Below are 22,459 nucleotides of genomic sequence, written 5' to 3'. Positions count from 1 at the left end.
TCGCGGCTGGCTTTTTGCTTTGCGTCTTTTTAACCTTGGGGCGCCGACAACGTTGGACCTGGGGCCTGCGTTGTCTTCCAAGGGTCTTTGGTGGGTAGTACTGGGTTCGAACCAGTGACCCCTGCCGTGTGAAGGCAGTGCTCTACCACTGAGCTAACCACCCCGAAAGAGGCGAAATATTAGCACGTTTTTTTGAACGTGTGCAAGTCGCCTCGAAAAACTTTAGACGGCCGCCACCGGCGCGTCGATCTTGCGCCAGGTGCACTCCCCGCCCACGGACTTGTCCAGGGCCGCGAGATAGGTTTCATGCTCGGCCAGTTCCGCTTCGCTGGCTTTGATCACGGGCAAGCCCGACGCGTCGAAGCGAGCCAGTTCGACGCCGTTGCCGCCAGCGCTGGCGCCATCGTCCACGTCGATCAGCAGCGCGTCCTGGCCGCGGGTCATGGCCAGCCAGACTTCCGCCAACAGCTGCGAGTCCAGCAATGCGCCGTGCAGCGTGCGGTGGGCGTTGGAGATACCGAAACGGTCGCACAGCGCGTCCAGCGAATTGCGCTTGCCCGGGAACAGCGAGCGCGCGTGCAACAGCGAATCGGTGACCGTCTCGCAGTAGTCGGTGACCGGGCCGCGCCCGGTCTTGGCGAGTTCGGCGTTGAAGAACTTGACGTCGAATGCCGCGTTGTGCGCGATCAGCTCGGCGCCCTGGATGAACTTGACGAACTCGTCCGCGACATCGGCGAAGCGCGGCTTGTCGGACAGGAACTCCGTGGTCAGGCCGTGCACCGCCAAAGCCTCGGGGTCGCTGTCGCGGTCCGGGTTCAGGTAGATGTGCAGGTTGTTGCCGGTGCTCATCCGGTTGACCATTTCCACGCAGCCGATCTCGACGATGCGATGGCCCTGGGCAGGGTCCAGTCCGGTGGTTTCAGTGTCAAAGATGATCTGGCGCATAACTTATTCCGACGCTTGGGCAGGCGCGGCGGGCTGCGCGTGCGGCGCCGGAGCGGGGTCCGGATGATGCGCTGCGCTGCCGGCCTGGCCGGGTTTCTTGCGTGCGGTGGCGATCAAGGTATAGGCCACCGGCACGACGAACAAGGTCAGTAGTGTACCCAGCATCAGCCCGCCCACCAGAACCCAGCCGATCTGCTGGCGCGATTCCGCCCCCGCGCCCGTGGACAGTGCCAGCGGCACGGTGCCCAGCACCATGGCGCCGGTCGTCATCAGGATGGGGCGCAGGCGCAGCACGCTGGCCTCAACCACGGCCTCGAACAATTCCTTGCCCTCGTCGCGCAGCTGGTTGGTGAATTCGACGATCAGGATGCCGTGCTTGGTGATCAGCCCCACCAGCGTGATCAGGCCAATCTGGCTGTAGATGGACAAGGTGCCGCCGGTCAGCCACAGCGCCAGCAGCGCGCCGGTCATGGACAGCGGCACCGACAGCATGATGATGAAGGGATTGCGCCAGCTTTCGAACTGCGCGGCCAGCACCAGGTAGATGAAGGCCAGCGCCATGGCGAACACCAGGTAGATGCTGCCGGAGGAATCGCGGAACTCGCGCGACTGGCCGTCCAGGTCGGTCACGATGGTGTTGGGCAGCACGTCGCGCGCCACCTGGTGCATGTGCGCCAGGACTTCGCCCAAGGCGTAGCCCGGCGCCACCGCGCCGTCGATCTTCACGGCGCGCAGGCGGTTGAAGTGATTCAGCGACTGCGGCGACACGCCTTCGTGCACGCCCAGCAGGTTGTCCAGCTGCACCATGCTGCCGTCGCGCGCCCGGACATAGATGCCGGAAATGTCGGTGGGATTGGCGCGGTCGCGCGGCGTCACCTGCACGATCACGTCGTACTGTTCGCCTTCGTCCTTGTAGCGGGTGACCTGGCGGCCGCCCAGCATCGATTCCAGGGTGCGGCCCACGGTGTCCACATTGGCGCCCACGTCGGCCATCTTGTCGCGGTCCACCCGCACCCGCAACTCGGGCGTGTTCAAGCGCAGGTCCGTGTCCAGATTGATCAGGCCGGGATACTTGCGCAGTTCGGCCAGGAAGACTTCGGTCAGGCGCGACAGCTCGGCGTACGACGCCTGGCTCATGATGATGAACTCAACCGGCTTGGAGCGCGCCGACTGGCCCAGCGACGGCGGATTGGTCGGAAACGCCCGCACCCCAGGCAGCGAGGCGAACTGCGGCTGCAGCTGCTGCGTGATGGCCTGCTGCTTGCGGCTGCGTTCTTCCCAGGGCTTCAGGCGCAGGATGGCGGTGCCGTCCGTCACCGTGGGGAAGCCCACGGTCACCTGGCTGCCGCTGGCCTCCGGAATCTCGGAATAGAACTTCTCGATGCCCAGCATGCTTTCCAGCGTGTAGTTCAGCGTGGCGCCTTCCGGCGAGCTGACGATGCCGAACACCACGCCGCGGTCCTCGATGGGCGCCAGCTCGCTCTTGACCACCTTGAACAGCACCCCGCTCGCGGCCGCCACCGCCACGCCTATCACCACCACTAGCCAGCGATGGCGCAAGGAGGCCCCAAGCGCGCGCCGGTAGCCGTTGCTCATGGCATTGAGCCAGCCTTCGATCATGTTGTACCAGCGGCTGTGGCTGCTCTGGTGGCGCAGCAGCACCGAGCACATCATGGGCGTAAGCGTCAGCGCCACGAAGCCCGACACCAGCACCGCGCCGGCCAGCGCCAGCGCGAACTCGATGAACAGCCGTCCGGTGCGGCCGGTGGCGAAGGCCAGCGGCGCGTACACGGTGACCAGGGTCATGGTCATCGCGACCACCGCGAAGCCGATCTCGCGCGAACCGCGCAGGGCGGCCTCTTTGCGCGGCATGCCCTCTTCGATGTGGCGGAAGATATTTTCCAGCACCACGATGGCGTCATCCACCACCAGGCCGATGGCCAGCACCATGGCCAGCAGGGTCAGCGTGTTGATGGAAAAACCGAACAGGTACATCAGCGCACAGGCGCCCACCAGCGATACCGGGATGGTGACGATGGGGATGATGCTGGCGCGCAGGTTGCGCAGGAAGAAGAAGATCACCAGCACCACCAGGACGATGGCTTCGCCGATGGTGTGGAACACGGAATCGATGGAGCGCTCGATGAACACCGACGAGTCGTACGCGATGTTCAGCTTCATGCCGGCCGGCAGGTTCTCGTTGAGGCGCGCCACTTCCTCGCGCGCGGCCTTGGACAGTTCCAGCGGGTTGGCGGTGGACTGGCGCGTCACGCCGATGTTGATGGCGGGCTTGCCGTTGAACCGCGACAGCACGCGGTCGCTGGCGGCGGCGATCTCCACATTGGCCACGTCGCGCATGCGCACCGGGTAGCCTTTGACGTTGGCGACGATCACGTTCTCAAACTGCGCCGGCGTCTGCAGGTCGGTGGAAGACACCACCGAGAACTCGCGGGCGCGCGATTCGATGCGGCCGGCTGGAATCTCCACGTTCTGGCTGCGCAGCGCGGCCTCCACGTCCTGCACGGTCAGGCCGTAGGCGGCGAGCTTGTCACGGTCCACGTAGATGCGCATGGACGGCAGGCGTTCGCCGAAGACGCGCACCTCGGCCGCGCCGGGCAGCACCGACAGGCGGGTCTTGATGTAGCGGTTGATGTAGTCCGAGGTCTGGATCGCGGAATACGTACCGGACTCGACCGCGATGTAGATGATGGGCTGGGAGTCCGCCTCGACCTTGCCGATGATGGGTTCATCGATCTCGTCGGGCAGGAAGCGGCGCGCGCGCGAGACCTTGTCGCGGACTTCCGCGGCCGCGGCGTCCGGATTGCGCGACAGATTGAACTTGATGTTGATGAGGCTGCGTTCCGACCGGCTGCGCGAGGTCATCACGTCCACGCCCTCGATGCCGGCCAGCTGGTCTTCCAGCGGCTTGGTCACCTGCGACTCGATCACTTCGGGCGAGGCGCCCTTATAGGTCGTGTCCACCGAAACGATGGGCTCATCGATCTTGGGATACTCGCGCACGGTCAGGCGCGAATACGAAATCAGGCCGATCAGCACGATGATCAGCGACAGGACCGATGCGAACACCGGCCGCTTGATGCAGGTTTCCGAGATACGCATTGCGCTACCGCCAGATAGGGAAAAAAGCCGGCGTCACGCGCCGTTGGCCAGAACGGTCACCGCGGCGCCGTCCGTCACCCGTTGCAGGCCCGACACCACCAGCTGGTCGCCCGCCGCCACCCCGGTCAGGATCTCGACGCGGCCCTCGCGGCGCTCGCCGATGGTGACCTCGCGCCGCTCGGCCGCGCCGTTCTTGACCCGGTAGACATACTGCGTCGCGCCCGAGGGCGACAACGCGGCTTCCGGCGCGACCAGCGCCTTGTCCTGATTGAACTGCAGCTGCACGCGGGCGAACATGCCCGGGCGCAGCACCGCATCCTTGTTGGCGACCGTGGCGCGCAGCAGGATGGAACGTCCACCCGCATCGACCAGCGGGCTGACCGCGTAAACCGTACCCGGCCGCTCCTGGCCGGGCAGCGCATCCATGCGCAGCGTCAACTGCTGGCCCACGCCCACCTTGCTCAAATACATTTCGGGAACGCGGAAGTCCACCTTGAGCGGATCGATCGCCTCCAGCGGCGCCAAGTCCTGGCCCTGATTGACGTAGTCGCCCACCGACACGCTGCGCAAGCCCACAATGCCGCCGAACGGCGCCGAGATCGTCATCTTGTCCAGCCGCGCCTGGGCCAGCGCCACGGCGGCTTCCTGCACCTTCAGCGTGCTTGCGGACTCGTCGCGCGCCTGCTGGCTGACGAAGCCCTTGCCCTGCAACTCCACGGAGCGCCGGTAGTGGCTTTGCGCCAGCGTCAGATTGGCGCGCGCCTGGGCCAATTCCGCGCGCGGCACGGAATCGTCCAGGCGGATCAGCACGTCACCGCGCTTGACCGGCTGGCCTTCCTTGAAATCGATGGACTGGATGCGGCCGGCCACTTCCGGGCGCAGCACCACGGATTCGTCGGAGCGCAGGCTGCCCACGGCCGAGATGCCGCGCGCGAAAGGAATCTCTTCGACGGCGGCCACTTCGACCCGGACGGGCGCGGCGCGCGTGACCAGGGGCGCTTCGACGGCGCCGGGTGGTGGACTGACGGTTCCGAAGGCGAGCCAGCGCGGCACAAAAACGCCGAGCGCGGCCCCCGCGGCCACCCCTGCCGCTACGGCGGCGAGCAGTACTGCTTTTTTCATGCGCAAATGTGGCGGTATTGCGGCGCGGGCCAGGCATGCCCCCACGCGGACTGCGCCGCAGGAACTGGAATGAGGGTTGGCACTTTAGCACCCGAATTTACATACTGGAACAATCCTGAAGCCGGATGAAAGAACTAAATCCGCCCCTGAGGGCGGATTTGAGGGTATTTCCCGATGCCATCAGCCCCGCTTGGCCGATTCCACGCCCATATTGGCCAATTGGTCGGCCCGTTCGTTGCCCGGATCGCCGGCGTGTCCGCGGACCCAGCGCCAGGACACCGTATGGCGTTGCACCTGTTCGTCCAGCAATTGCCACAGTTCGACGTTCTTGACCGGCTTCTTGTCGGCCGTCATCCAGCCGCGCCGCTTCCAGTTGGCCAACCACTCGGTCATGCCCTTCATCACATATTGGGAGTCCGTGTGGATGATGACCCTGCACGGGCGCTTGAGCGCGCGCAGGCCCTGGATGACCGCCAGCAGTTCCATCCGGTTATTGGTGGTCTGAAGTTCGCCGCCATGTAGCGTCTTTTCGTGGCCCCCGGCGCGCATCAGCACGCCCCAGCCGCCCGGACCGGGATTGCCCTTGCAGGCGCCGTCGGTCCACATTTCCACTTTCTGCTCGTTCGCTTTGTCGTCCTGCATGGTGCTGCCTGGTATTCCTTGCTAAAAAAATCGGCTCCGCGGCGCGGAGCCATGTCCTTCAGGAGCCGTCGTCCGCCTGGCGGTTGACCACCACCGACGCAGCGCGGGCACGCTTGGGCTTGGCCTTCTTCCAGGCTGGGCCAATGATACGCATGCCGGCCACCCGCTTGACCGCCGACACCACGTAGACCGCGCCGCCCAGGCTCCACCAGCGGGCGCCCGCCGACTCCAGGAAGGACCAGCGCTGCAGCCATTTTTCGCTGCGGCAGGCCGGCGCGTAGCAGCCGAAGTGGCTGGCGTCGACCTCCAGCGACAGCAGCTTGAACCAGTCCTTCAACCGCGGCAAGGACACCTGGGACGACGGCGGCTGAGGCAGCCAGGGCTCCATGCCGGGCATGCGCGTGCGCGCGCCCCACATGCTCCAGGGATTGAAGCCCGAGATCACGACCCGCCCTTCCGGCACCAGCACGCGTTCGACCTCGCGCAGCACGTTGTGGGGTTCTTCGGCGCATTCGAAGGCGTGCGGCAGGATCAGCAGGTCCACACTCTGGGATTCGAACGGCAGGGCCTCGGGCTCGGCCAGCACCACCCGCGACTGCCAGCTGGCCGCGCTTTCCGCGGACGGAATCTCGGTACCCACGTAACCTTTGAAGGGCATGCGGTTGGCGCGCAGCAGATTCATGTCCGCCAGGCCGACCTGCCAGGCGTAATATCCGAACACGTCCGCGACAGCCGCGTCGAACTGCGCCCGCTCCCAGGCCAGGGCATACTGTCCCGGCGGCGTCTGGAACCATTCGGCCAGTTCTACAATCGGCGGAGTATCTTCTGCCACGTTTTATTCCTTCGAATCCCATGCAAGCCATGACCGCCCCCACAGGCGGCCGCGATCGCAACGCCGCGGTCTTGCCTCTACCCGCCTTCAACGACAACTACATCTGGGCCATCGTCCACGGCGGCGAAGCCGCCGTGGTGGATCCCGGCGATGCCGGCCCGGTGCTGCAATGGCTGGACCGGACGGGCTTGAGACTGCGCGCCATTCTACTCACGCACCATCACGGCGACCACGTGGGCGGTGTTCCGGAATTGTCCCGCATCGAGGGCATCACCGTATACGGGCCCGCGCATGAACAGCTGCCGCGCTGCGACGTGCGCCTGGCGGAAGGCGACCGCGTGGCGATCCCGGAACTGGACCTGGATCTGACCGTGCTGGACGTGCCCGGGCACACTGCCGGCCACATCGCGTACTACGGCCGGGCAGCCGGCCAGCAGCCGGTTCTGTTCTGTGGCGACACCCTGTTTGCGGGGGGCTGCGGCCGTCTTTTCGAAGGCACTCCGGCGCAAATGCATGATTCTTTAGGGAAATTTGCTGTTTTACCGCCAGATACACAGGTTTTTTGCGCACACGAGTACACTCTAGCGAACTTGCGCTGGGCCTTGGCAGTCGATCCGGCCAACCGCAGCCTGCAACAGTGGCACCAGCAGGCCCAGCAATTACGAGCAGAAGGTCTTCCCACGCTTCCGTCCACGATTGGACAGGAACGCGCGGCCAATCCGTTTTTGCGCACGCAAGAAGTTGAGGTCGTCCACGCCGCAGAGCGCTGGGCCGGCCACAGCCACGCTACGCCGGTAGAGGTTTTTGCCTCCCTTCGTAAATGGAAGAACGATTTCAAGTGACAGCCTGATGAATCTATCCCGACTCCTTCTGCCGCTCATGCTGGCAGTCCTCGCCGGTTGCGCAGGAACCAAAGCCCCCGATAGCAAGAACCTCACCACCAATTCCCAAGGGCGATACATCGCCCGCGACACGTCCCGGACGGTGGATCTGACCAACCCGCCCGCCGACGCCTGGGACCGCATCCGCCGCGGTTTCGCCATCCCCAACCTGAACACCGACCTCTCGCAGCAGTGGACCGACTATTACGCGTCCCACCCCGAGTCGGTGCAGCGCATGGCGGAACGCGCCGGCAAGTACCTGTATTTCATCGTCGACGAGATCAACCGCCGCGGCCTGCCGACCGAGCTGGCGCTGCTGCCCTTCGTCGAAAGCGCCTACAACCCGACCGCGCTGTCGCGCGCCCAGGCCTCGGGCCTGTGGCAGTTCGTGCCGGCCACGGGCCAGCATTTCAACCTGAAGCAGGACTGGTGGCGCGACGAGCGCCGCGATCCCATCGCCTCGACCAACGCGGCGCTGGACTACCTGGAAAAGCTGTTTGAAATGCAGGGCGACTGGTACCTGGCGCTGGCCTCGTACAACTGGGGCGAAGGCTCGGTGCAGCGCGCCATGGCCAAGAACGAAGCGGCCGGCCAGGGCACGGACTACCTGTCCCTGAACATGCCCGACGAAACCCGCAACTACGTACCCAAGCTGCAGGCCATCAAGAACATCATCGCCGATCCGCAGCGTTATGCGGTGGCCCTGCCCCCGGTCGGCAACACGCCCTACTTCGTGACGGTCCAGAAGAACAGCGACATCGACCTGGAAATCGCCGCCAAGCTGGCCGAAATGCCGCTGGACGAATTCAAGGCGCTGAATCCCTCGTTCAACCGCCCGGTGATCCGCGGCGACCACGGCCCGACCCTGCTGCTGCCGGCCGACCGCGTCGAGATCTTCAACGCCAACCTGACCAACTACAAGGGCGACCTCAGCGCCTGGAAGATCTACCACTCGCGCCGTGGTGAATCCTACGCCTCGATCGCCAAACGTTTCGGCGTGAGCGAAGCCACGCTGCGCCAGACCAACGACATCGGCTCGCGCCAGAAATCGGCCTCCGGCCAATCGTTGCTGGTGCCGGGCGAACCCGGCACGGGCGGCGTGCAACTGGCCTCGCTGGCGGCCCCGGTGGGCGCGCTGGACTCGGCGCCGTCGGACAACAAGGCCGCCGCCCCGCGCGGCCGCGCCGCGCAAGCGCCGGCCGCCCGCGTCGCCAGCGCCCGTCCCAATGTCCGCACCCACAAGGTGCGCCAGGGCGACACGCTGTTCTCGCTGGCCAAGCAGTACGGCACCTCGGTCGACGCGCTGCGCGCGCTCAACAACATCAAGGGCAGCGCCCTGAAGGTGGGCTCGCAGCTACGCGTGCCGGGCACCAACGCCCGCGGCTGAACGCCGCCGGAACAACAAGAGGCGCGTCCTTGCGGGACGCGCCTTTTTTTATTTCAGCTTGCCTGGCTTTTTATTCTAGTACTAGAATAAAACAATGAACCTGACCGACTCCGAGCTCTTGCTACTAGGCCTCGTCGCAGAGATGCCGCGGCACGGCTATGAACTTGAACAAGTCATCGAAACCCGGGGCATGCGTGAATGGACCCAGATCGGTTTTTCCTCGATCTATTTCGTGCTTGGAAAGTTGGAGAAAGCGGGACTGGTTTTGGCGGAAGCCCCCGCTGGAACCAAGGCGCGCAAGACGTTTTCGGCGACTGCCGCGGGCCATCAGGCGCTGCTGGAACAAACGATCTCTGCCCTTGGAGCCTATCGCCCCACGCATTCATCCCTTTTGCTGGGAATGATTCATTGGCCAGCGCTGTCGCGCGAGTCAGCGCTGGCTGCGTTGGAGAACCGCCTGTCTTCGGTCATGGCAGAAGCAGAACGGCTCGAACTCATGCGCCGGCAGCGGCAGCCGATGCCTGATCACATTGAAGTCCTTTTTGACTTTTCCGCGAGCCAACTGGCTGCAGAGCGCGGGTGGATCACCACCACCCTGGATTACATGAGGAGCAAGCCATGGCCGACGAAGGAATGATCGATTTGATCCGCGACAGAGCGATGCTCAGGGCGCTCTACGCCCCCCCGACGGGGGCATTCAGCATGATCGATGTGCCCAAGCTGCCATTCGCAGTCTGGGATGGTGCAGGATCTCCCGAACCGTCGTCCGTCACGGCAGCGATCAAGGGCCTTTACACCGCCATCTATCCCATACGGCGCAAAGCTCGTGAGCGCCTGGGAAAGGCCTTTGTCGAGCCTCCGGTGGAATTGCTCTATTGGGCAGACGATATGCGCGACTTCGCAGCAGGCCATCGCGAGAATTGGCGTTGGCGCGCGCAGATAACCTTGCCTGTGTGGGCGAATGCGGCGTGCCTTGAGGAATCCGCCGCGCAAATGCGCCACGAACTGAACGGTGCGCCAACGCCGCGCTGGGAGGCGCTGGTCGAAGGAAAGTGCGTACAGATTCTTCATGTGGGCCCAACCAACGATCTGCCCGCCATGCTTGAAAAGCTCTACGGAGAACATCTGCCGCAAGAAGGTTTGGCGCCGTCAGGGCCGTATCACGAGATCTATCTTGATGATTGGACTCGCACCGCCCCCACGAAACGCAAGGTCATTCTTCGGCAACCCGTGAGCCTTCTGCCCAAGTAAGGCCGAGCCGCACGACGAGTCACCTCTGGCCCGGGCCGCTAGCGGGGCTGCGCCGCGAATTGCGCGCTCCATTGCGCCAGCTGGTCCGCCGTGACCCCCACGCCGCCGCACAATATGACCGCTACCGAGCGGGCGTTCTTCAGGAACTCCGAACCGCTGTCCAGCGCCGCCACCGATGCGCCGCAGGCGGGCTCGACCAGGATGCGGTGCTCCAGCAGCACGTCTTCGCAGGCCGCCACCGCGGCGGCGTCCGATACGACGACGCTCTCGATGGGGTGCTCTTTCTCCAGATCCAGCGCGCGGTCGCAGACCTGACGCGCGCCCAATGAAGTCGCAATCGACCTGATCTCGGGCAACAGCACCGGCGCCCCCGCGCTCAGGGCCTGGGCGTAGGAATCCGCGCCGGTGGTCTCGGCCGCGATCACCGGCACCTCGGCCCAGCCGTTGCGCCGCAGGCCTTCGACCACGCCGCACAGCAGCCCGCCGCCACCCACCGAGCAGATGACCACGTCCGGCCGCCCGCCCTGCCGGGCCAGCTCGTCGATCATGGTCGCGTGCCCCTCCCATAGCAAGGGATCATCGAAGGGATGCAGGAACGCGTCGGCCGGCGTCATGAGTTCGAGTGCGTGGGCGTTGGCCTCCATCCAGGAGGCGCCATGCACGATGACTTCGGCGCCCTCGGAGCGGATCAGGCTCTTGGCGCGTTCCGAGGTCGTAGCAGGCACCACCACGGTCACCGGCGTGGCGAGCATGCGGCCGGCGTAGGCCACCGCATAGCCGGCATTGCCGCCGGACGAAGAAATGAAGCGCCGGGCGCCGCGGGATTTGTAGATCTGGCAGGCATGGCCTATGCCGCGCGCCTTGAACGAGCCGCTGGGCTGCAGCGCCTCCATCTTCAGGCGCACGTCCTTGCCGCTGCGCAGGGAGAAAGCGCGGGATGCGAGCGCCGGGGTTTCGATATGGATTGCCATGTTCTGATTTCTGAAAAAGTGAATCGGGCTGCGGCCTCACGCCGCGCTGGCCACCACGCAGCAGACGTTGCCGGGCAAGACGATGCCAGGATGCCGCTTGGCGAAGACGACGCCGCTGGTCCCGTAAAGCAGTTCGACCGGCGCGCGCCGCGGATCGAAGGTCTGGTGGATGCGGCCCGCCGGCTGGCCGGCTTCGACGGCCTCGCCATGCCGATGGTAAGCCTCGAACACGCCCCGCTCCGAAGCGATGACGTAGGACGTCGCGCCACTGACCTTGTACAGGGGCGCGAGCTGCGCCGCCAGCGGCTGGGCACAGGCCTGGTCCAGCACGCCCCAGTGCGCCAGCACGCGCAAGGCGCCGGCGCGGCATAGCGCGAGCGCGCTGTCCGTCACGGTGCCGCGCCCCGCCATCTCGGTGCTGACGCAGGTGAGTCCCGCGGCCACCGCCGTGGCGACGCTGGTGCGCGTGTCGCCCAGCGTGTCCAGCAGCACGTTGAACGGCGCGCCAAAGGCCATCACGGCGTCGATATTGCGCTGGGTCTGCTCCGCATCCTTCGACGGCTGCACCAGGGCGCTGGGAATGATGTCCAGCGACGAGCCGCCGGAGTGCAGGCTCAGGAACGCGTCGCCGCGCGAGAACAGCTGGTCGCTGACGTAGGCGGCGATCTGCTCCGTGATGCTGCCGGCATGGTCGCCGGGAAACGTGCGGTTCAGGTTCTTGCCGTCCAGCGGCGACGTGCGCAGTCCGGCTTCGGCCGCCGGCGCATTGAGCGAGGGCATGACGATCAACCTGCCCCGGATACGGTCCAGCGGCAGGTCGCGGATCAGTTCGCCCAGCACGATCTGCCCTTCGTATTCGTCGCCATGGTTGCCGCCTTCCAGGATGACCGTGGGCCCGTCGCCATTCGCCAGTACCGCCATGGGAATGCGCACCGTGCCCCAGGCGTCGTCGTGAGGCGATTGCGGAATATGCAGAAAGCCCGCCTGCCGGCCCGGCGCGTCGAGATCGATGTCGGTGAAGGCCGTCGCGCACTGCGGGTTGCGCGCGGGCAGGTGCGCGACCCGCCGGTCACGCAACGACGGCGAATCGCGGAAGGTGGCTTTTTTCATAGACCTTTTGGGTATACGTTATGGGATTCAACCGGAAAATATAGGTATTTGTAGCCGTCGAAACAAATACTTTTGTTGAGCATTACGTATGCCTGGGAGGCATGGCATGGAGTTGAGGCAGTTGCGTTATTTCGCGGCCGTATGCGCGGCCGGCAGTGTCGCCGGCGCGGCCAAGGCTTTGCATATCGCCCAGCCCGCGCTATCCCGCCAGATGATGGCCCTGGAAGAGGAACTGGGCGCGCAACTGCTGGTGCGGCTGCCGCGCGGCGTGGCATTGACGCGGGCCGGCGAGGCCCTGCTGGCCCAGGCGAAGCTGATGCTGGCGGGCAGCGAGGCCTTGCGGGCGCAGGTCGCGCTGGCGGCCAACGGCAAGGCCGGCTCGCTGAAGATCGGCGTCATGCCCGGCTATAGCTGGCTGCCCGGCCTGGGACGGGCGATCGCCGCCTTGTCGCGCGCCTCGCCCGATACCGACGTGATGGTGGAACCCGGCCTGTCGGCCTGGCAGCTGGATGCGATCAAGCGCCATGAATTGGACGCCGGTATCGTCGCTTGGCGCTCTCCGCTCGACAGCGAAGTAGAGGGGCTGAAAATCTATGAAGACCGCATGATCCTGGCCATGCCCGCGGCGGTGGCGCGCGGCGCGGGAAGCGTCCGCACGCTCAAGGATCTGGCCGGCCAGAAATTCATTCTGTTCCCGCGCGCCGGGTCGCCCTCGCACTATGACGCGCTGGTGCGCATCCTCAGGGCCGCCGGCATTCCGATGACCCGGCCGGCTGCCGTGGCGACCGATCTTCCCACCATTCTGGGGCTGGTGTCGGCCGGGCTGGGCTGCGCCGTCATTCCCGCCTCGTTCATGCAGCACGGCCCCGCTGGCGTGGTCTTCAAGGAGGTCGGCGGCATAGACCTGACGTTCGATCTGGAGCTGGTCTGGCGCGCCGACCAGCGCGATCCCCTGCTCGCCAGCTTCGTGCGCCTGTTCCCGCCGCCCGGGCAGCCGTCCTGAAGCGCAATCCGGGCAGATCCGGCCCCGGGTTTTTCATATCGCGAAACCGCGCAAACTCCTTAAAATAGGCGGTCTCCAGAGGGAAAAAATCAAAGGATAGATATATGGGCTTTCTCGCCGGCAAGCGCATCCTGGTCACCGGGGTGCTTTCCAACCGATCCATCGCCTACGGCATCGCGCGCGCCTGTCACCAGCAAGGCGCCGAACTGGCGTTCACCTACGTGGGCGACCGTTTCAAAGACCGCGTGGGCGAATTCGCCGCCGAATTCGGCAGCAAGATCGTGCTGCCCTGCGATGTGGCCGAAGACAGCCAGATCGAAGGCGCCTTCGCCGAACTCGGCCAGCACTGGGACGGCCTGGACGGCCTGGTGCACTCCATCGGCTTCGCGCCGCGCGAAGCCATCGCCGGCAACTTCCTCGACGGCCTGTCGCGCGAAGGCTTCCGCATCGCCCACGACATCTCGGCCTACAGCTTCGCCGCCATGGCCAAGGCGGCCCTGCCACTGATGGAAGGCCGCAACGGCTCCGTGCTGACGCTGACCTACCTGGGCGCCGAGCGCGTGGTCCCGAACTACAACACCATGGGCCTGGCCAAGGCTTCGCTGGAAGCCAGCGTGCGCTACCTGGCCACGGCGCTGGGTCCGCGCGGCATCCGCGCCAACGGCATTTCCGCCGGCCCCATCAAGACGCTGGCCGCCAGCGGCATCAAGGACTTCTCGGCCATCCTGAAGTTCGTGGAAGCCCAGGCTCCCCTGCGCCGCAACGTCACCATCGAAGACGTGGGCAACGTCGCCGCCTTCATGCTGTCGGACCTGGCCGCTGGCGTGACGGGCGAGATCACCCACGTGGACGCGGGCTTCTCGACCATCGTCCCGGGCATGGAAGACTAAGTCCCTGCGCGGCGGGGCCGACGGCCCCAGCCGCGGCAGCCGGACCGCTCAGGCCGGCTGCACCACCACGGTGGACACTTGCACGTCTACTGCGGTCATCAGCTTGTGCACCGGGCACTTCTCGGCCACCGCCAGCAGTTCATCGATCTGCGCATCGGACAGCTCGCCATTCAGCGTCAGCTTGGCCGTCAGGCGGTAGATGCCCTTGCGCTCCTCGCCGGCATCGCGCACTACCTCCACCCCCACCGATTCCAGCGGCAGACCCTTGCGCTGCGCGTAGACCATCAGGGTCATGGCCTTGCAGCCGCCCAGCGCGGTATCGAAATAGTCGTGCGGATCAGGGCCGGCGCCCTGCGGCTGGGGCATGTCCAGCGGCAGATCGTGGCCTTCGGCCGTGGCGGTGAATTGCAGCGAGTTGGGCGCATTCTGGCGCACGCGGATGCTCATGGGTCCTGTCTCCTGGTAACGGGTGCTGGCGGGCGGCCGCCGCGGCCGCCCCAGACCACGTTGTATCACCTGGCGACGATCGCTGTACGTCGCCAGCGCAAGCAACTGACTGTAAGCTGAACTTCTGGCCGCTGGGCCGGTCGGATATCTCTATCCGCAATACCTGAGCACACTTAAGGGGGCCGCATGAGCGCCAGACAACTACTCGATCAACTGCTGCAGTCCGGGCAAGGGCTGCTGTCCGACACCACCAATCGCGTGCAGAACGCCACGGGCGGCAAGGGTTCGTCCTTCCTGACCGGCCTGGGCGGCGGCGCGCTGGGCGCGGGCGCCCTGGGACTGCTGCTGGGCAGCAAGAAGGCCCGCAAGATCGGTGGCAAGGTCGCCATGTACGGCGGCATGGCGGCGCTGGGCGCCCTGGCCTACCGCGCCTATGGCGACTGGCAGCGCAGCCAGTCCGGCGCGCCGGCGGCCCCACCGCAGACGCTGGACCGCCTGCCCGCGCCCCAGGCCGAGCAGCACAGCACGGCGGTGCTGACCGCCATGATCGGCGCGGCCAAGGCCGACGGCCACATCGGCCCGGAAGAACGCAGCCTGCTCGAAACCGAACTGTCCAAGCTGTCTTCGGACGCGCAAGACCGCCGCTGGCTCGAAGCCGAGTTGTCGCGCCCGCTGGATCCTTCCGTCATCGCGCAAGCCGCGCAAACGCCGGAAATGGCGGCCGAGATGTACCTGGCCAGCCTCTTGGTGGTGGACGAAGAAAGCTATATGGAACGCGCCTATCTGGACGAACTGGCGCGCCAGCTCAAGCTGCAACCGGGCTTGAAGGAACAGCTGGAACAGCACGCCCGGGCCGCCGCAGCCTGAGACCGGGCGGCCTGCACATCGTTTAGTCGGCGCGCAGGCCGATCGCCTGCGTCAAGGCGGTATAGCGGTCGATATCCGCATCGATCATCGCCTGGAATTCGCGCGGCGTGCTGCTGGCAGGCGTAAAACCCTGTTCACGCAGCGCCGCCTGCACAGCCGGGCGCTGGACGATCTTCGCCACCGCCGCATTCAGCTTGGCTACCACCGCGGGCGGCGTCGCCGCCGGCGCCAGAAGGCCATGCCATTGGTCCAGCGCATAGCCAGGCACTCCTTGCTCGGCCACCGTCGGCACCGCAGGCAACAACGGCGAGCGAGCGGGCGAGGTCACCGCCAAGGCCCGCAGCTTGCCGGCCGCGATCAGCGGCGCGGCGCTGGACGCGGTCACCACGCCCATGCTCACCTGGCCCGCTGTCACGTCGGTCAGCGCGGGGCCGCAGCCCTTGTACGGCACATGCTGCAAAGACGCGCCGGTGGCGCGCGCCAGCATCTCGCCCGCCAGGTGCTGCGGCGTACCATTGCCGCAAGACGCGAACGGCAGCGGCCGGTCCGGCGCGGCGGCGGCCAGCGCCTGGTCCAGGCTGTGCCAGGGCGACGCCGCCGGCACCACGTACACCGACGGCACGAATGCCACATTGATGACCGCCGCGAAGTCCTGCTTGGGCGCGAAACCCAGGTTGCCGTAGACGCCCGGATTGATCGCGAAGGAGCTGTTGACCATCAGCAGCGTATAGCCGTCGGCAGGCGCCTCGGCCACGGCGCGCGCGCCGATATTGCCGCTGGCGCCAGGACGGTTTTCCACTACCACCGCCATGCCGAACTGCTCCTGCAGGCTGGCGCCGATGCGGCGCGCCAGCAGATCGGTGCCGCCGCCCGGCGGAAACGTCACCACGATGGTGATGGGATGGGAGGGATACGCGGCGTCCTTGGGCGCTTCGCCCGAAGGCGAATTGCCGCAGGCGGCCAGCGGCAGGACCAGAAACGTAAGAACGGAGCTAAGCAGGCGATTCATGATGCGGGCTTGCAAGCGTCCCCGCGCGGCATGCGCGCGCAGGGACTTGGGCGATGCCGGCTAGAAGCCGGCGAACAGGCTCAGGCGTCCAGGCCGATGTCGAGCACCTTGGCGCTATGGGTAATCCAGCCCACCGCGATCTGGTCCACGCCGGTGGCCGCTACCGCGGCGGCGGTTTCGGGCGTGATGCGGCCCGAGGCCTCGGTGATGGCGCGGCCGCGCGCCATGGCGACCGCGCGGCGCAGGTCGTCCAGGCTCATGTTGTCCAGCAGCACCACGTCCACGCCCAGCGACAGCGCCGTTTCCAGCTGCTCCAGCGTGTCCACTTCCAGTTCGATCTTGACCATATGGCCGATACCGGCGCGCGCCCGCTCGACCGCCGTCGCGACCCCGCCTGCCAGCGCGATGTGGTTGTCCTTGATCAGCACCGCGTCGTCCAGGCCATGGCGGTGATTGCTGCCGCCGCCCACCCGCACCGCGTACTTCTGCACCGCGCGCAGGCCCGGCATGGTCTTGCGGGTGCAGGTGACGCGCGCGCCGTAGCCTTCGATGGCGCGGGCGATGGACGCGGTGGCGCTGGCCACGCCGCTCAGGTGGCACAGGAAGTTCAGCGCCACGCGCTCGGCCGTCAGCATGGCGCGCGCATTGCCGCTGATGCGGGCGATTTCCGCCCCCGGCTGCAACTCGCTGCCGTCGCGCAGCGCGACCTCGAACTTGATGTCCGGGTCCATGGCGCGAAACGCTAGTCGCGCCAGGTCCAGCCCGGCCAGCACGCCTTCCTGGCGCGCGACCAGGCGGGTCTGCGCCGTGGCGTCGGCGGGCACGATGGCATCGGTAGTCAGATCGCCGGCGCGTCCCAGATCCTCGAGCAAGGCCGCGCGCACCAGCGGCTCCAGCATGACTTCCGGCAAGGGAGGAACGGCCAGTCGGGCGACGGTCACAGGCGCTGCGGCTTTAATGCTCATTTTGAGTATTTAATGATTAAAAAAAGGCGCGCAGGGATTGCGCAGTAATTATGCTAGAGACGAGCATAAAGCTTGTCAAGCCTCACATCGCCCGCGACAGCGGCAATTTGCTCCCCGCAATAGCACGCTCCAACAGCACGTCGCGGCGGAAGCGGAACAGTTTGGCCGGCCTGCCGGCCGTGCCGGTGGCCATTTCACCGGTTTCTTCGACCAGCGCCTGCTGCTCGATGAGGCGGCGGAAATTCTGCTTGTGCAGGGCGCGTCCGGCCAGCGCTTCCACGGCCAACTGCAATTGCAGCAAGGTGAACTGCACCGGCATCAATTCGAACACCACGGGCCGGTATTTGATCTTGGCGCGCAGCCGGGCGATGCCGGTGGCCAGGATGCGGCGATGGTCGTGGCGCATGGGTTCGCCCGGCACCACGGCGCCCTTGTTCCCGCGCCGCGCGGCTTCGGGCACCAGCCCGGCCTCGAACAGCAGCTCGTAGCGCTGCAGCACCATGTCCTCGTTCCACGGCGAGCCGTCCAGCCCGAAGGTGATGGCGGCGCGCTGGCGGCGGCGCGTGCGCACGGCCGCATCGGAACTGTCTTCGCACCAGGCGGCCAGGCGCGGCACGATCATTTCCTCCACCAGCGCGGGCGTGCCCGCGCGCCGGTCTTCCCAGGGGAAGTAGCGATACCAGTCCTGCCAGCCGACCTGCGCCACGCCGGTCTCGCCGGCCTCGCGCGTCAGGCCCAGGTAACTGACCGACATGACGCGCGCGCCCGACTCATCGGAACGGTCGCCATCAGCGAAGGTGTAGAGCTGCTCCACATAACCCAGCGGGTGATGAGTCTGCTCCTCCACCCAGGCGCGCAAGCCGGCCTGCAAGGAACGGTGCGACAGTTCGAAGGGACCGGCCGGCAAGGCGCGCGCATCGTCGGTCGTCAGCACCCGCGGCTCGCCGTTGGTGACGGCGACCAGCACGGCAACGAGTTCAGCATGGACGGAGCGTTCGACGGATTCAGTCAAGGTAGGCGTAGGAAAAGTGAGAAACCGGGCGGCTGGCGGCAAACCGCAGGGCGCTGGAAATTATAAGGGTCGGGCTCCTGCAACAGCCCCTTGCAAACGTGACAGCCATTCCTGCTCCCGGGCCTGCGTGCCGTCCTAAGATGGAAGTGGCAACCAGGCGCGTCGCCATCCTGGGACGCCCGCAAGCGGAGCAGACATCATGTTGAAAACCGCCCCCGATCCGCAGGCGGCCAAAACCGCCGAAACGGAACAACCCGTCGCCGTCGACCCGCGCAAAGGCACCGAAGTGCTGCCGATGGCGGACCACAGCAAGGAGGTCGCCGGCATGCCGCGGCGCGGACGCGCCATTGCGGAACCCGGCGAACCCGGCATCATCACCCCGGAAGATGACGTGCTAGATACTTCGTACGAGAACCGCAAGAGCTAAGCCCTCCCGGCGCGATGGCAAGATGATACGCGAGCCCGGACGCCGCCCGCGCGGCGCTCAGGCCGCGCCGGGCAACGCCTGGAATCCGCGCGCCAGGATCTCCACAAAAGCCTCCGTCACCGACGACGGCGCGGTCTGCGCCGGATAAGCCATGCTGACGCGGACCGGCAGGCGCGGCGTGAACGGCCGTATCGCCAAGCGGTCCGCGAACACGGCGGCGATGTAGGGATTGACCACGCCCAGGCCGCTGCCGGCGGCGGCCAGCGCGCAGATGGTGGACGAATACGTGGTCTCGATTTCCGAGGCGGGCTGCGCCTCGTGTTGCTGCATGGCGCCGCGCAGTTGCAGATAGACGTCGTCATCGGCGTTCAACACCAGCAGACGCCGCCCGTCCAGGTCCATGATGCCGACGGACGGCTGCGCGGCGAGCGGATGATCGGGCCGCATCACGCAGACGGCGGCGCTTTCGTGCAGGCTTTGCATTTCCAACTGCGCGCCGTCCAGCGGCGCCGTGGTCACCACCACATCGTAGGTGCCGTGCAGCAGCCCTTCGCGCAGATACTGGCTGCCCACGGTCTGCATATTGATGTGCACGTCGGGATAGCGCTGCGCGAAGGTTTCGATCGCGCCCGGCAGCACGCCCAGGCCCAGCGCCGGGGTGCAGGCCAACCGCAGCACGCCGCTGCCGCTGCGCCGCATCGCCGCGACGCGATCCTCGATACGCTCCAGCCCCACGAAATGGCGCTGGACGGTATCGAACAAGTCCTTGGCCTCCCGCGTGGGCCTCAAGCGTCCGCGCTCCATGTCGAACAGCTTCAGGCCGCTGGCCTGCTGCACCTGCGCCAGCAGGCGGCTGACCGAAGGCTGGGTGGTGCGCAGCATCTGCGCGGCGCCCGTAGTGGTGCCTGCCAGCATGACCGCGTGGAAGGCTTCGATCTGGCGGAAATTCAGCGGTCGGCTCATGGGCAGGGGCAGGGGCAGGGGCAGGGGCAGGGGCAGGGGCAGGGGCAGGGGCAGGGGCAGGGGCAATGTATGGCAATTCTGCATAGCCTATGTTGAAAAAAGAATTTTTTCAAATACCCGCAGACTCCTACACTGGTTTTCCCAAGGGCGCCGCCAGATGCGCCCCCGCACTATCCAACCTCCCAGGGGAACCCACATGAACCTCCGCCGCTCCTGGCGCCACCTCCTGCAAACGCTGTGTCTGAGCGTGACGGCAGCGACGCTGCCGCTGGCTGCGCACGCGCAAGCCAACTATCCCGACCGGCCGGTGCGCATCATCGTGCCCTTCACCGCGGGCGGCAGCTCCGACATCCAGGGCCGCCTGCTGGCCGAGCACCTGGGCAAACTCTATGGCCAGTCGGTGGTGGTGGAAAACCGTCCCGGCGCCGGCGGCCATATCGGCGGCAAGTTCGTCGCCGACTCCGGACCGGACGGCTATACCCTGCTGCTCGGCTCCATCGGCCTGCACGCCACCTACGGGGTCTACAAGAACCTCAACTACCAGCCCGCCCGCGATTTGAAGCTGATCACCATCGTGGCCGAGATGCCGCACGTGGTGGTGGCCAATCCCGCGCTGGAAGCCAACACCCTGGCCGAACTCACCGCACTGGCAAAGGCCAAGCCGGAAACGCTGCACTTCGGCTCGGCCGGCGTGGGTTCGTCCGTGCATATGGTCGGCGAGCTCTACAAGATGGCCGCGCAGGCGCCCATCGTGCACATCCCGTACCGTGGCAGTTCAGCCGCCACCAACGATCTGCTGGGCGGCCAGATCCAGTTGCTGTTCGAGAACGTGCCCACCACCATCGGCTACATCCAGGCCAAGAAGCTGAAGGCGCTGGCCATTACCGGCGCCACCCGCTCGCCCGCCCTGCCCGATGTGCCCACCGCCGCCGAAGCCGGCCTGCCCGGCTTGACGGTCACCTCGTGGACGACGTTGGCCGCCAGCAAGGACGTGCCGGACGCGCTGGTCGAAAAAATCAGCGCCGACCTGCGCCGCATCTACGCCGACCCCGCCTTCCGCGACGGCCTGGAACGCCTGGGCATGACGCCGGTGGGCAACAGCCCCGCCGAAGCGCGCGAGTTCGTCGAACGCGAACGGGCCCGCTGGAACAAGGTCATCGAGACCGAACACATCACCGCGGGCTGAACGCCTGCCTGGGGCGGCGCCAGCGCCGCCCTTTTTCTTTCCGACTTTATCTCTACCCCGCCATCCATGAACCGCATGCTCGCCACGCCCATCGCCTGCCGCCGCCTGGGCGCCACGCCGCACCACCATTTCTTCGGCTACTACAACAAGACCGTCTGGCATCGCGACGGCCGCTATCTGCTGGCCAACCGCACGCCATTCAAGGACGCGCCGCTCACGCCCGAACTGAGCGCGGAAGTGGGCTACTTCGACCTGCAGGATGGCGACCGCTACCACGCCGTGGGCAACACCACGGCCTGGAACTGGCAGATGGGCTGCCAGCTGCAATGGCTGGACGGCGAGGCCGAGCCGCAGATGATCTACAACTGCCGCCGCGACGACGACAGCGGCTTCTATCCGGGCTTTCGCTCCGCCGTCCACAACGTCGCCACCGGCCAGACCCGCTATCTGCCGCTGCCCATCTACGTGGCCGCGCCCAACAGCCGCTACGCGCTCTGCGTGGACTACCGTCGCCTCTACATCACGCACGAGACCATCGGCTACAGCGAACACGCGCCCGGCCCGGTGAGCAACGCCCCAGCCGACGACGGCATCCACGGCATGGATCTGGAGAGCGGCGCGCACCGCCTGCTGGTCAGCTATGCCGACCTGCGCAACTTCCATCCGCGCGACTCGATGGAACGCGCCATCCACTGGGTCAGCCATATCGAGATCAATCCCTCGTCCTCGCGCATCCTGTTCCTGCACCGCTGGACCGAGCGCGTGAAGGACGAGACCTGCTTCCTGCACCGCCTGATCACCATGAACGCGGACGGCAGCGACATGCGCCTGCTGGAATGCTCCGACCACCCGCTGCCGCAACTGGCCGACGACTTCGATCCCAGCGCGGTCGGCACCTTCGATTACGAGAAATCCGAATATCAGATCTCGCATCCGCTGTGGCGCGATGACCATACGATCATCGTCTGGGGGCCGCATGACGGCAGCATCCATTACCACCTCTACCGCGACGCGCCCGGCGGCGCGGTGCAGGCCGTGGGCGACGGCGTGCTGACCGAGAACGGCCACATGACCTACTCGCCGGTGAACACGCGCTGGCTGCTGAGCGACACCTATCCGGACTCGACCACGCACGAACGCATCCTGTTCCTCTACGACATGCAGACCGGCCTGCGCCACGCGCTGGGCAGCTTCTACGCCGATCCCCATCTCTCCAAGGAAAACCGCTGCGACCTGCATCCGCGCTGGAGCCGCGACGGCACGCAGGTCTGCATCGACTCCGTGCATGAGGGCGAACGCCAGATGTACGTGCTGGACGTAACGCCCATCGTCGGACCGCGCGCTTAAGCCACGCCCAGCCACGCCCAGCCGCCGCCTCGGCCGCGAGTCAAGCCGCGACTCCGCCAGGCGGCGGACTACACAGACCACA

General features: G+C 66.4%; 22 protein-coding genes and 1 tRNA gene. 10 read left to right on the top strand and 13 right to left on the bottom strand.

Annotated features, from left to right (window positions below; translation table 11 throughout):
* Positions 1-88 precede the first annotated feature (88 nt).
* The 6 genes from AXYL_RS03515 to AXYL_RS03490 all read right to left on the bottom strand — a co-directional run bounded on the left by AXYL_RS03515 (position 89) and on the right by AXYL_RS03490 (position 6,661).
* Positions 89-163: transfer RNA gene (locus AXYL_RS03515), tRNA-Val, on the bottom strand.
* A 59-nt stretch (positions 164-222) separates the two neighbouring features.
* Positions 223-945 (bottom strand): DNA polymerase III subunit epsilon, encoded by a 723-nt coding sequence (dnaQ, locus tag AXYL_RS03510; RefSeq protein WP_013391453.1) that lies wholly within the window; start codon positions 943-945, stop codon positions 223-225.
* 3 nt (positions 946-948) lie between these two features.
* Entirely contained in the window at positions 949-4,065 is a 3,117-nt protein-coding gene (locus tag AXYL_RS03505; protein ID WP_013391452.1) for an efflux RND transporter permease subunit, read from the bottom strand.
* Between the two features lie 33 nt (positions 4,066-4,098).
* A complete protein-coding gene (locus AXYL_RS03500; protein ID WP_013391451.1) occupies positions 4,099-5,187 on the bottom strand; it encodes an efflux RND transporter periplasmic adaptor subunit in 1,089 nt (362 codons plus the stop codon).
* 180 nt (positions 5,188-5,367) lie between these two features.
* Complete coding sequence (gene rnhA, locus AXYL_RS03495; RefSeq protein WP_013391450.1) at positions 5,368-5,829, bottom strand: ribonuclease HI; 462 nt, start codon at positions 5,827-5,829, stop codon at positions 5,368-5,370.
* A gap of 58 nt (positions 5,830-5,887) precedes the next feature.
* Positions 5,888-6,661: a class I SAM-dependent methyltransferase gene (locus tag AXYL_RS03490; protein ID WP_013391449.1), complete on the bottom strand. Its 774-nt coding sequence runs from the start codon at positions 6,659-6,661 to the stop codon at positions 5,888-5,890.
* A gap of 20 nt (positions 6,662-6,681) precedes the next feature.
* Here AXYL_RS03490 and gloB point away from each other — a divergent pair, with 20 nt between their 5' ends.
* From gloB to AXYL_RS03470, 4 genes are all read left to right on the top strand, one after another.
* A complete protein-coding gene (gloB, locus tag AXYL_RS03485; RefSeq protein WP_013391448.1) occupies positions 6,682-7,503 on the top strand; it encodes a hydroxyacylglutathione hydrolase in 822 nt (273 codons plus the stop codon).
* Positions 7,504-7,510: 7 nt separating this feature from the next.
* Entirely contained in the window at positions 7,511-8,929 is a 1,419-nt protein-coding gene (locus AXYL_RS03480) for a transglycosylase SLT domain-containing protein (protein ID WP_013391447.1), read from the top strand.
* Positions 8,930-9,023: 94 nt separating this feature from the next.
* Positions 9,024-9,566 carry a PadR family transcriptional regulator gene (locus AXYL_RS03475; protein ID WP_013391446.1) on the top strand — a complete coding sequence of 181 codons (543 nt, stop codon included), beginning with the start codon at positions 9,024-9,026 and terminating at the stop codon, positions 9,564-9,566.
* Complete coding sequence (locus tag AXYL_RS03470; RefSeq protein WP_041652182.1) at positions 9,548-10,180, top strand: GyrI-like domain-containing protein; 633 nt, start codon at positions 9,548-9,550, stop codon at positions 10,178-10,180. The genes AXYL_RS03475 and AXYL_RS03470 overlap by 19 nt, the downstream gene beginning before the upstream one ends.
* 38 nt (positions 10,181-10,218) lie before the next feature.
* Here the strand turns inward: AXYL_RS03470 and AXYL_RS03465 are convergent, their stop codons facing one another.
* Both AXYL_RS03465 and AXYL_RS03460 read right to left on the bottom strand, forming a co-directional pair.
* Entirely contained in the window at positions 10,219-11,151 is a 933-nt protein-coding gene (locus AXYL_RS03465) for a pyridoxal-phosphate dependent enzyme (protein ID WP_013391444.1), read from the bottom strand.
* Positions 11,152-11,187: 36 nt separating this feature from the next.
* The gene (locus AXYL_RS03460; RefSeq protein WP_013391443.1) at positions 11,188-12,261 is read right to left on the bottom strand and encodes a succinylglutamate desuccinylase/aspartoacylase family protein; all 1,074 of its coding nucleotides are present in this window, start codon (positions 12,259-12,261) and stop codon (positions 11,188-11,190) included.
* Positions 12,262-12,367: 106 nt separating this feature from the next.
* Between AXYL_RS03460 and AXYL_RS03455 the strand changes: the two genes are divergently transcribed.
* Together AXYL_RS03455 and fabI are read left to right on the top strand one after the other, a co-directional pair.
* Positions 12,368-13,264, top strand: a complete 897-nt coding sequence (locus AXYL_RS03455) for a LysR family transcriptional regulator (RefSeq protein ID WP_013391442.1) — start codon at positions 12,368-12,370, stop codon at positions 13,262-13,264.
* 104 nt (positions 13,265-13,368) lie between these two features.
* Positions 13,369-14,154 carry an enoyl-ACP reductase FabI gene (gene fabI, locus AXYL_RS03450; protein WP_013391441.1) on the top strand — a complete coding sequence of 262 codons (786 nt, stop codon included), beginning with the start codon at positions 13,369-13,371 and terminating at the stop codon, positions 14,152-14,154.
* Positions 14,155-14,202: 48 nt separating this feature from the next.
* Here the strand turns inward: fabI and AXYL_RS03445 are convergent, their stop codons facing one another.
* The gene (locus tag AXYL_RS03445; RefSeq protein WP_013391440.1) at positions 14,203-14,601 is read right to left on the bottom strand and encodes an OsmC family protein; all 399 of its coding nucleotides are present in this window, start codon (positions 14,599-14,601) and stop codon (positions 14,203-14,205) included.
* 186 nt (positions 14,602-14,787) lie between these two features.
* On the opposite strand from AXYL_RS03445, the gene AXYL_RS03440 reads away from it, so the two are divergent.
* Positions 14,788-15,468 (top strand): tellurite resistance TerB family protein, encoded by a 681-nt coding sequence (locus AXYL_RS03440; RefSeq protein WP_013391439.1) that lies wholly within the window; start codon positions 14,788-14,790, stop codon positions 15,466-15,468.
* Between the two features lie 22 nt (positions 15,469-15,490).
* On the opposite strand, the gene AXYL_RS03435 is transcribed toward AXYL_RS03440, so the two are convergent.
* The 3 genes from AXYL_RS03435 to AXYL_RS03425 all read right to left on the bottom strand — a co-directional run bounded on the left by AXYL_RS03435 (position 15,491) and on the right by AXYL_RS03425 (position 18,454).
* On the bottom strand, positions 15,491-16,477 hold the full coding sequence (locus tag AXYL_RS03435; protein WP_041652179.1) for a tripartite tricarboxylate transporter substrate binding protein: 987 nt from the start codon (positions 16,475-16,477) through the stop codon (positions 15,491-15,493).
* 80 nt (positions 16,478-16,557) lie between these two features.
* Positions 16,558-17,442, bottom strand: a complete 885-nt coding sequence (gene nadC / locus AXYL_RS03430; RefSeq protein ID WP_013391437.1) for a carboxylating nicotinate-nucleotide diphosphorylase — start codon at positions 17,440-17,442, stop codon at positions 16,558-16,560.
* An 82-nt stretch (positions 17,443-17,524) separates the two neighbouring features.
* Entirely contained in the window at positions 17,525-18,454 is a 930-nt protein-coding gene (locus tag AXYL_RS03425) for an NUDIX hydrolase (protein WP_013391436.1), read from the bottom strand.
* Positions 18,455-18,653: 199 nt separating this feature from the next.
* Here AXYL_RS03425 and AXYL_RS03420 point away from each other — a divergent pair, with 199 nt between their 5' ends.
* Positions 18,654-18,881, top strand: coding sequence for a hypothetical protein (locus AXYL_RS03420; protein ID WP_013391435.1), 228 nt, complete (start codon positions 18,654-18,656; stop codon positions 18,879-18,881).
* 57 nt (positions 18,882-18,938) lie between these two features.
* Here AXYL_RS03420 and AXYL_RS03415 read toward each other — a convergent pair whose 3' ends face one another.
* Entirely contained in the window at positions 18,939-19,844 is a 906-nt protein-coding gene (locus tag AXYL_RS03415) for a LysR substrate-binding domain-containing protein (RefSeq protein WP_041654851.1), read from the bottom strand.
* Positions 19,845-20,040: 196 nt separating this feature from the next.
* Here AXYL_RS03415 and AXYL_RS03410 point away from each other — a divergent pair, with 196 nt between their 5' ends.
* Together AXYL_RS03410 and AXYL_RS03405 are read left to right on the top strand one after the other, a co-directional pair.
* Entirely contained in the window at positions 20,041-21,030 is a 990-nt protein-coding gene (locus AXYL_RS03410; RefSeq protein WP_049797748.1) for a Bug family tripartite tricarboxylate transporter substrate binding protein, read from the top strand.
* 66 nt (positions 21,031-21,096) lie between these two features.
* The gene (locus AXYL_RS03405; protein WP_013391432.1) at positions 21,097-22,377 is read left to right on the top strand and encodes a hypothetical protein; all 1,281 of its coding nucleotides are present in this window, start codon (positions 21,097-21,099) and stop codon (positions 22,375-22,377) included.
* The last annotated feature ends 82 nt before the right edge of the window (positions 22,378-22,459 follow it).

The organism is Achromobacter xylosoxidans A8 (assembly GCF_000165835.1).
GTDB classification, from domain to species: domain Bacteria; phylum Pseudomonadota; class Gammaproteobacteria; order Burkholderiales; family Burkholderiaceae_B; genus Achromobacter; species Achromobacter xylosoxidans_B.
This window is presented reverse-complemented; position numbering and strand designations above follow the sequence as displayed.

What these genes read in the sequence shown, in the direction of transcription:
- dnaQ (WP_013391453.1), bottom strand. Translation starts at nt 945, where the DNA reads ATGCGCCAGATCATCTTTGACACTGAAACCACCGGACTGGACCCTGCC.
- AXYL_RS03505 (WP_013391452.1), bottom strand. Translation starts at nt 4,065, where the DNA reads ATGCGTATCTCGGAAACCTGCATCAAGCGGCCGGTGTTCGCATCGGTC.
- AXYL_RS03500 (WP_013391451.1), bottom strand. Translation starts at nt 5,187, where the DNA reads ATGAAAAAAGCAGTACTGCTCGCCGCCGTAGCGGCAGGGGTGGCCGCG.
- rnhA (WP_013391450.1), bottom strand. Translation starts at nt 5,829, where the DNA reads ATGCAGGACGACAAAGCGAACGAGCAGAAAGTGGAAATGTGGACCGAC.
- gloB (WP_013391448.1), top strand. Translation starts at nt 6,682, where the DNA reads ATGCAAGCCATGACCGCCCCCACAGGCGGCCGCGATCGCAACGCCGCG.
- AXYL_RS03480 (WP_013391447.1), top strand. Translation starts at nt 7,511, where the DNA reads ATGAATCTATCCCGACTCCTTCTGCCGCTCATGCTGGCAGTCCTCGCC.
- AXYL_RS03475 (WP_013391446.1), top strand. Translation starts at nt 9,024, where the DNA reads ATGAACCTGACCGACTCCGAGCTCTTGCTACTAGGCCTCGTCGCAGAG.
- AXYL_RS03470 (WP_041652182.1), top strand. Translation starts at nt 9,548, where the DNA reads ATGGCCGACGAAGGAATGATCGATTTGATCCGCGACAGAGCGATGCTC.
- AXYL_RS03465 (WP_013391444.1), bottom strand. Translation starts at nt 11,151, where the DNA reads ATGGCAATCCATATCGAAACCCCGGCGCTCGCATCCCGCGCTTTCTCC.
- AXYL_RS03460 (WP_013391443.1), bottom strand. Translation starts at nt 12,261, where the DNA reads ATGAAAAAAGCCACCTTCCGCGATTCGCCGTCGTTGCGTGACCGGCGG.
- AXYL_RS03455 (WP_013391442.1), top strand. Translation starts at nt 12,368, where the DNA reads ATGGAGTTGAGGCAGTTGCGTTATTTCGCGGCCGTATGCGCGGCCGGC.
- fabI (WP_013391441.1), top strand. Translation starts at nt 13,369, where the DNA reads ATGGGCTTTCTCGCCGGCAAGCGCATCCTGGTCACCGGGGTGCTTTCC.
- AXYL_RS03445 (WP_013391440.1), bottom strand. Translation starts at nt 14,601, where the DNA reads ATGAGCATCCGCGTGCGCCAGAATGCGCCCAACTCGCTGCAATTCACC.
- AXYL_RS03440 (WP_013391439.1), top strand. Translation starts at nt 14,788, where the DNA reads ATGAGCGCCAGACAACTACTCGATCAACTGCTGCAGTCCGGGCAAGGG.
- AXYL_RS03435 (WP_041652179.1), bottom strand. Translation starts at nt 16,477, where the DNA reads ATGAATCGCCTGCTTAGCTCCGTTCTTACGTTTCTGGTCCTGCCGCTG.
- nadC (WP_013391437.1), bottom strand. Translation starts at nt 17,442, where the DNA reads ATGAGCATTAAAGCCGCAGCGCCTGTGACCGTCGCCCGACTGGCCGTT.
- AXYL_RS03420 (WP_013391435.1), top strand. Translation starts at nt 18,654, where the DNA reads ATGTTGAAAACCGCCCCCGATCCGCAGGCGGCCAAAACCGCCGAAACG.
- AXYL_RS03415 (WP_041654851.1), bottom strand. Translation starts at nt 19,844, where the DNA reads ATGAGCCGACCGCTGAATTTCCGCCAGATCGAAGCCTTCCACGCGGTC.
- AXYL_RS03410 (WP_049797748.1), top strand. Translation starts at nt 20,041, where the DNA reads ATGAACCTCCGCCGCTCCTGGCGCCACCTCCTGCAAACGCTGTGTCTG.
- AXYL_RS03405 (WP_013391432.1), top strand. Translation starts at nt 21,097, where the DNA reads ATGAACCGCATGCTCGCCACGCCCATCGCCTGCCGCCGCCTGGGCGCC.